The following is a 6,169-nucleotide window of genomic DNA, read 5'->3' as shown; positions in this document are numbered from 1 at the left end:
CGCCGCCGCCCGCAGCCCGGCGACGGCGGCGGCGATGAGCGCGAGCAGGCCGGCCGCTCCGACCAGCGGCCCGCCGGGAAGCCCGGCCCGCGCGGCCTGGACGTCCACCCAGACGGCGGCCGCCACGGCCCAGCCCGCCAGCCCGACGAGCCAGCCGCCGCGCAGCGCCGCCCGGAAGTCCGCGGTGAACTCCCGCCACCCGCCCGCCACATGGGCCGTACGGCGCCGCAGATGACGCGCGCCGGCGGCGAAGGCGGCGGGGTAGGTGACGAGCCCGAGGCAGGCCACGGCGATCCACACGCCGGTGAGCAGACACTCGGCGAACACACTGAACCGCTCACCGAAGACCGGCCCCCTGCGCGAGGAGCGGGCTTTCACGCGTGCTTGCGCCATGGACACCGCCTCAGCCCTTCAGTCCGGATGTCGCCATGCCGTCGATGAGATAGCGCTGGAAGGCCATGAAGAAGGCGATGACCGGCACCAGGGCCACCAGCGACATCGCGATCATGCTGCCGTAGTTGGAGATGCCCTCCTGGTCGCGGAACATCATCAGGCCGAGCGAGACGGTGTACTTCTCGGGGGTGTTGAGGTAGATCAGCGGCCCCATGAAGTCGTTCCAGGCGTTGATGAAGGTGAAGATGGCGCTGGTGATGATGGCGGGGCGGCTCAGCGGCAGCACGATGGACCAGTAGGTCCGCAGGTGCCCGCAGCCGTCGAGCTTGGCGGCCTCGTCCAGCTCACGCGGCAGCCCGCGCATGAACTGCACCATCAGGAAGACGAAGAACGCCTCAGTGGCCAGGAACTTGCCCGCGACCAGCGGCACCAGGGTGTCGGTGAGCTCCAGGTTCCGGAAGAGCACGTACTGCGGGATGAGCAGCACGTGGTACGGCAGCAGCAGCGTGCCGATCATCAGCGTGAACAGCAGGTTCCGCCCGGCGAACCGGATCTTGGCGAAGGCGTACGCGGTGAGCGAGCTGGACAGCACGACCCCGATGACGGCGAGGACCGCGTACACCAGCGAGTTCCAGAAGAAGCTGCTGATGGAGATGCCGGAGATGCCGTCGGCGAGCCCGGAGAAGTTCGCCCAGACCGGCTCGGTGGGCAGCAGGTCGAGGCTGGCGATGATGTCCTTGCTCGGCTTGAACGAGGCACCGACCACCCAGATCACGGGGTACAGGACGACCGCGAGGACGAGGAGCGCGCCCGCGTGCCAGGCGATCGATCCGGCCCGCCGCCGCTCGCCCTCGGCGCGCACGACGGGAGTGGTGGCAGTGGTCACTTGGCGGCCTCCTCGTAGTGCACCCACTTCTTCTGCGACCAGAACAGGACCGCCGTGACGAGCGCCACCGCGATCACCAGCGTCCACGCCATCGCGGAGGCGAAGCCCATCTGGGCCTCCTTGAACCCCTTCTGGTAGAGGTAACAGGTGTAGACGAGCGTGGCGTCGGCCGGCCCGCACCGGGTGTCGGAGACGACGTACGCGGAGCCGAACACCTGGAACGCGTGGATGGACTCCAGCAGCACGTTGAAGAACAGCACCGGCGAGATCATCGGCAGCGTGATGTTCCAGAACCGCCGCAGCGGCCCGGCCCCGTCCACCTCGGCGGCCTCGTACAGCTCCTGCGGGACCTGCTTGAGCCCGGCCAGGAAGATCACCATCGGCGCGCCGAACTGCCAGATGCTGAGCGCCACCAGGGCGTAGAGGACGTAGTCCGGGTTGCCGATCCAGCCTCCGACGTCGAACCCGAAGACCTTCTGCGTACGATCCACGATCGCGTCGTCCGAGAACAGCGCCCGCCACACGAACCCCACGGAGACGCTGGCACCGATCAGCGAGGGCATGTAGAACGCGGCCCGGTACAGGCCCTGCCCGCGCCGCTTCTGCGCGAGCAGCAGCGCGACACCGAGCGCGAGCAGCAGCTTCAGCGGAGTGGCCACGACGACGTACTTCAGCGTGACCTCGACCGACTTCTGCCAGCGCGGGTCCTGGAACATCGTCGTGAAGTTGTCCAGCCCCACCCACTTCGGCGGCGTGAACAGGTTGTAGCTGGTGAACGCGTAGTACAGCGACGCGATCATCGGCCCCGCCGTGAGCAGCAGGAATCCCGCGAGCCACGGCGACATGAAGAGATAGCCGGCGAGGTTCTCGCGGCGCCGCCCGCGCCGCCCGGCGGCGGGAGGGGCGGACCGCTTCCCGGCCGGGCGCACGGGCGCTTCCTTGACGAGCGTCATGGTGGTACGTCCCCTCAGCCCGCGAACGCGGCCTTGGCCTCGCTGAACAGCGCCTTCGCGGCGTCGGCCGGCTTGGTCTTGCCCTGGGCGACCTCACCGCCGAGCCGCAGGAACGCCGCCTCGATGACATCCGCGCCGGACGGGTGCGGGGTGATCTTCCCGAGCACTCCGGCGTCGGCGACCTTCTCCTCGTACGCCCGGACGCCCCTGTTGGTCTCGTCGGCGGGCGTGAACGCCTCGTACTGCTCGGTCGTGGCGAGGATGCCGCGGTCGTAGCCCATGATCCTGCCGACCTCGGGGTCGTGCACCATGAAGTCGATGAACTTGGCGACCTCCTCGGGGTGCTTGGTCCCGGAGAAGGCGCTGAGCATCAGCGAGCCGAGGTACTGGCCGGTGTCCTTGCCGTTGGTGGTGGGGATCGGCGCGAGCCCGTAGTCCGACTCGCCCTCGCCCTCGTAGCGGATGGAGAAGTTGTCCCAGGTGAACTCGGATGCGGCGAGCCCTGCCGAGAGCGCGGACTTGGGCTTGACCTGTTCGACCTTCTTCGGGTCGGCGACGAGTCCGGACCGCACGCGCTTGTAGCCGTCCTCCCACCACTGCGTCAGATCGTCCTCGGTGAAGCCCAGGTCGTCCTCGGTGAAGAAGGCCTTGCCGTTCTGACGCAGGTACAGGTCGTAGAGGTACATGATGCTGAAGTAGCCGGTGTCACCGGCGACCTTCACCTTGTCCTGGATGGTCTGGAGCGCGTCGAAGTACTCGTCCCAGGTCCAGCCGAACGTCGCCTCCACGCCCGCCTTCTCGAAGGCCTTGAGGTCGATGACGAGGGCCATGGTGTTGGCGCCGACGGGAATGCCGATCTGCTTGCCGTCGACCTGACCGTTCGCCAGAACGCCGTTGCGGAAGTTCTCCAGGTTCAGATTTCCGGCGTCCGCCTGCGTCTTGAGGTCCATGAGAACACCGCGCTTGTCGTACTTGCGCAGGAAGCCGACCGCATTCTGGAAAACGTCCGGCGGATTTCCACCGGAGGCCTGGGTCTGGAACTTCTCCCAGAAGGCCTCGTAGTCGGTGAATTCAGGCTTGATCTTGATCTTCGGGAACTTCTTCTCGAAGAGCGCGATGGTCTTCTTGATGGCGATGGTGCGCGGTTCGCCGCCCCACCACGCATAACGCAGCGTCACCGTCCCGTCGCCGGAACCGCTGCCCCCACCGCATCCCGTCGCCAGCCCGAGCCCGAGCGTGGCCGCCGAAGCGCCCGCCGCCTTGAGGACCGTCCGCCTCTCGACATTCCTGCTGGTACCCACCGTCGAAGCCTCCCCGCAGCGTCGTTGCCGCCTGCATGAATCGTTTCAAGTAAGCGCTTGCTGGCACAAGTTACGGAGGCACTACGAGTGCGTCAATGATTCGGACAGGAATTTCTCGGGACCGAGACCGGCCGAGGCCCGGAACGCGGCGGGCGCTCGTCGGCGCTTCGGCGCCGACACCCCAGGTGAGAGCCGCGCGGCCGAGATCCCGAACAGGCGGCGGCGAGCCGCGCGCCGGCCGCCCCCGGCCGAAAGTCACCGACCGGGCGACCGGGACCACGGACCCCGTCCGGAGCCGCGCACACGACGACGGCCCGTCCGCGTACTCGCAGACGGGCCGTCGTTCCGGGTGGGCGATACTGGGTTCGAACCAGTGACCTCTTCGGTGTGAACGAAGCGCTCTCCCACTGAGCTAATCGCCCGGGCGCAGGAAGAACATTACCCCATGTCAGGGGGTGCCTGTGACCAGCCTCGGCCGGCCCCCGCGCCCTGGTCCCGGATCACTGATCCTCGATCTTCCACGGCATGACGAAACCGAACTTCCAGAGGTAGATCCCGGCCAGCACGCCCACGATCACCAGCCCGGTCACGGTCAGGATGATGTTGCGCCGCCGCACCTTGGGATCCAGGGCGCGCTGCGCGGCCTCGGTGACCTTGCGCTTGGTCCAGCGCAGGACCAGCTGGGCCCAGACGAACTCGGTCGCCCAGATCGCCATGCCGCCGAAGATCACCACCCAGCCCGGCCCGGGCAGGGGCAGCATGATGATGCCGGCGACGACGACCGCCAGCCCCACGATGAAGACCCCGACCTGCCAGCTCAGGTGGAGCACCCGGCGCGCCTTGACGAACTCGGGCGCCCGGGACCCGAGCCCTTCCTCGCTCCCCCGCTCGCTCCGCACCCCGTTCACCCTCGTCTCGTCCACAGTCATGGCGACCTCGCCAGACTCGTTACTCCCCGTATTCATACGGCCAAACCCTACCGGACCGAAACCCGTCACCGGAATGGACGCTCCCGGCGAACCGGTTCTCGGCCGGAAGAGTTACGTAAAGCCAGGCAAAACACTCAGAGGGGTTTACAACGGCACCGTAGGTGGCATGTCGATTTCGCCGACGTGCGAATCCCCGAGCGCACACTGAGCGAAAGGCCCTGGCGCTTATGAACACCACGGTCAGCTGCGAGCTGCACCTGCGCCTCGTTGTGTCGAGCGAGTCCTCCCTGCCTGTTCCGGCAGGCCTGCGGTACGACACGGCCGATCCCTACGCCGTGCACGCCACCTTCCACACCGGAGCCGAGGAGACCGTCGAGTGGGTGTTCGCCCGCGACCTCCTCGCCGAGGGGCTTCACCGGCCCACCGGTACCGGCGACGTCCGCGTCTGGCCGTCGCGCAGCCATGGTCAGGGCGTGGTGTGCATCGCCCTGAGCTCTCCCGAGGGAGAGGCACTGCTCGAGGCCCCGGCGCGGGCCCTGGAATCGTTCCTGAAGCGAACGGACGCCGCCGTGCCCCCCGGCACGGAGCACCGGCACTTCGACCTGGATCAGGAGCTCTCGCACATCCTGGCGGAGAGCTAGGCCAGACCCCACAGAGCCGCCCGGCGCCGTCCACTCGGGGAGACGGCTCGGGCCAGGACAACCGCATACGGCACACCACGGCGCCACCCCGCACGCACCCTGCGGGGCGGCGCCGATGCGCGTGTACGCGTGTACATCAGCTGTCCGAGATCCTCTGCGCCGCACGCCGGACCCGCGCCGACGCGCCGAGACCGAACCGGCGCGAAAGCGACGTCACGTACGGTCACCGGACCAGGGACGAGCTGATCATCCGCGCCCTCCCCGGCGCTCACGCTCCGTGACGAAGACCGGAGCGCCGCGGCGACCGGAACCGGACACTCCCCCACCCCTGTCCAGCCGTGAAAATCCCGCCCTGCCCGGGAACCCCGCTGGCCGCGGCGACGTTGTACGGGCAGCCGCGGGGAGCAGGGGGCCGGTGGCCGCAGGTGAGCCGTTACCATCGGCCAGCATCGGCGGGCGTCCGCCCGACCCCCAGGCCAGGGAGCGAAACGTGCTGATCACCCACGACACCCGGTGCGCGCTCGACACTGTGGTGGATCTGGTGAACACCGCGCCCGAGGACGACACGTCCCCGGACGGGCTGCCGGACGTCGCGGCCCTCGACACGTTCGTACGCGAGCACAAGATCAGCGATGTCGGGACGCTCTCGGAGTTCGACCTCTCCGCGGTGCGCAAGGTCCGCGGCCGGTTCGCCGGCATCTTCGCGGCTCCCGACGCCCGGACCGCCGCCGGAATGATCAACGAGCTGATCGCCGCCGCGGGCACCACCCCCCGCCTCACGGACCACGACGGCTACGACTGGCATGTGCACTACTTCGCCCCCGGCGCGTCCGTGGCCGACCACCTGGCGGCCGACTGCGGGATGGCGCTGGCGTTCTTCGTGGTCGCGGGCGAGCAGGAACGGCTGCGCCGCTGCGAGGCACCCGACTGCCGGCGCGCCTTCGTCGACCTGTCCCGCAACCGCTCGCGGCGCTACTGCGACAGCCGCACCTGCGGCAACCGCCTCCACGTGGCCGCCTACCGCGCCCGGCGCAAGGAAGCCGCGGGCTGACAGAGCCGTCGCGGG

6 protein-coding genes, 1 tRNA gene and 1 pseudogene are annotated in these 6,169 nt (G+C 68.8%); 2 read left to right on the top strand and 6 right to left on the bottom strand.

Annotation, left to right across the window (positions count from 1 at the left end; genetic code table 11):
• From AB0K92_RS23830 to AB0K92_RS23805, 6 genes and pseudogenes are all read right to left on the bottom strand, one after another.
• Positions 1 to 393 (bottom strand): annotated as a pseudogene (locus AB0K92_RS23830) (hypothetical protein); the annotation flags it as partial.
• Positions 394 to 403: 10 nt separating this feature from the next.
• On the bottom strand, positions 404 to 1,279 hold the full coding sequence (locus AB0K92_RS23825) for a carbohydrate ABC transporter permease (RefSeq protein WP_365925923.1): 876 nt from the start codon (positions 1,277 to 1,279) through the stop codon (positions 404 to 406).
• Entirely contained in the window at positions 1,276 to 2,232 is a 957-nt protein-coding gene (locus AB0K92_RS23820; protein ID WP_365925920.1) for a sugar ABC transporter permease, read from the bottom strand. Before AB0K92_RS23820 ends, AB0K92_RS23825 begins: the two co-directional genes overlap by 4 nt.
• A gap of 14 nt (positions 2,233 to 2,246) precedes the next feature.
• Entirely contained in the window at positions 2,247 to 3,533 is a 1,287-nt protein-coding gene (locus AB0K92_RS23815) for an extracellular solute-binding protein (protein WP_365925918.1), read from the bottom strand.
• Positions 3,534 to 3,883: 350 nt separating this feature from the next.
• Positions 3,884 to 3,955, bottom strand: a tRNA-Val gene (locus tag AB0K92_RS23810).
• A 78-nt stretch (positions 3,956 to 4,033) separates the two neighbouring features.
• Complete coding sequence (locus AB0K92_RS23805) at positions 4,034 to 4,498, bottom strand: TIGR02611 family protein (RefSeq protein ID WP_365925915.1); 465 nt, start codon at positions 4,496 to 4,498, stop codon at positions 4,034 to 4,036.
• Positions 4,499 to 4,689: 191 nt separating this feature from the next.
• On the opposite strand from AB0K92_RS23805, the gene AB0K92_RS23800 reads away from it, so the two are divergent.
• Positions 4,690 to 5,103: an SsgA family sporulation/cell division regulator gene (locus AB0K92_RS23800; RefSeq protein ID WP_004002642.1), complete on the top strand. Its 414-nt coding sequence runs from the start codon at positions 4,690 to 4,692 to the stop codon at positions 5,101 to 5,103.
• 490 nt (positions 5,104 to 5,593) lie between these two features.
• Positions 5,594 to 6,154 (top strand): CGNR zinc finger domain-containing protein, encoded by a 561-nt coding sequence (locus AB0K92_RS23795; RefSeq protein WP_165996779.1) that lies wholly within the window; start codon positions 5,594 to 5,596, stop codon positions 6,152 to 6,154.
• The last annotated feature ends 15 nt before the right edge of the window (positions 6,155 to 6,169 follow it).

This window comes from Streptomyces sp. NPDC052687 (assembly GCF_040678395.1).
In the GTDB taxonomy this organism is placed as follows: Bacteria; Actinomycetota; Actinomycetes; order Streptomycetales; family Streptomycetaceae; genus Streptomyces.
The sequence above is the reverse complement of the archived record's forward strand: the minus strand, read 5'-3'. Positions and strand labels throughout refer to the sequence as shown.

Excerpts from the sequence above, each read along its gene's own strand:
- AB0K92_RS23800 (WP_004002642.1), top strand. The coding sequence starts at position 4,690 with ATGAACACCACGGTCAGCTGCGAGCTGCACCTGCGCCTCGTTGTGTCG.
- AB0K92_RS23820 (WP_365925920.1), bottom strand. The coding sequence starts at position 2,232 with ATGACGCTCGTCAAGGAAGCGCCCGTGCGCCCGGCCGGGAAGCGGTCC.
- AB0K92_RS23805 (WP_365925915.1), bottom strand. The coding sequence starts at position 4,498 with ATGAATACGGGGAGTAACGAGTCTGGCGAGGTCGCCATGACTGTGGAC.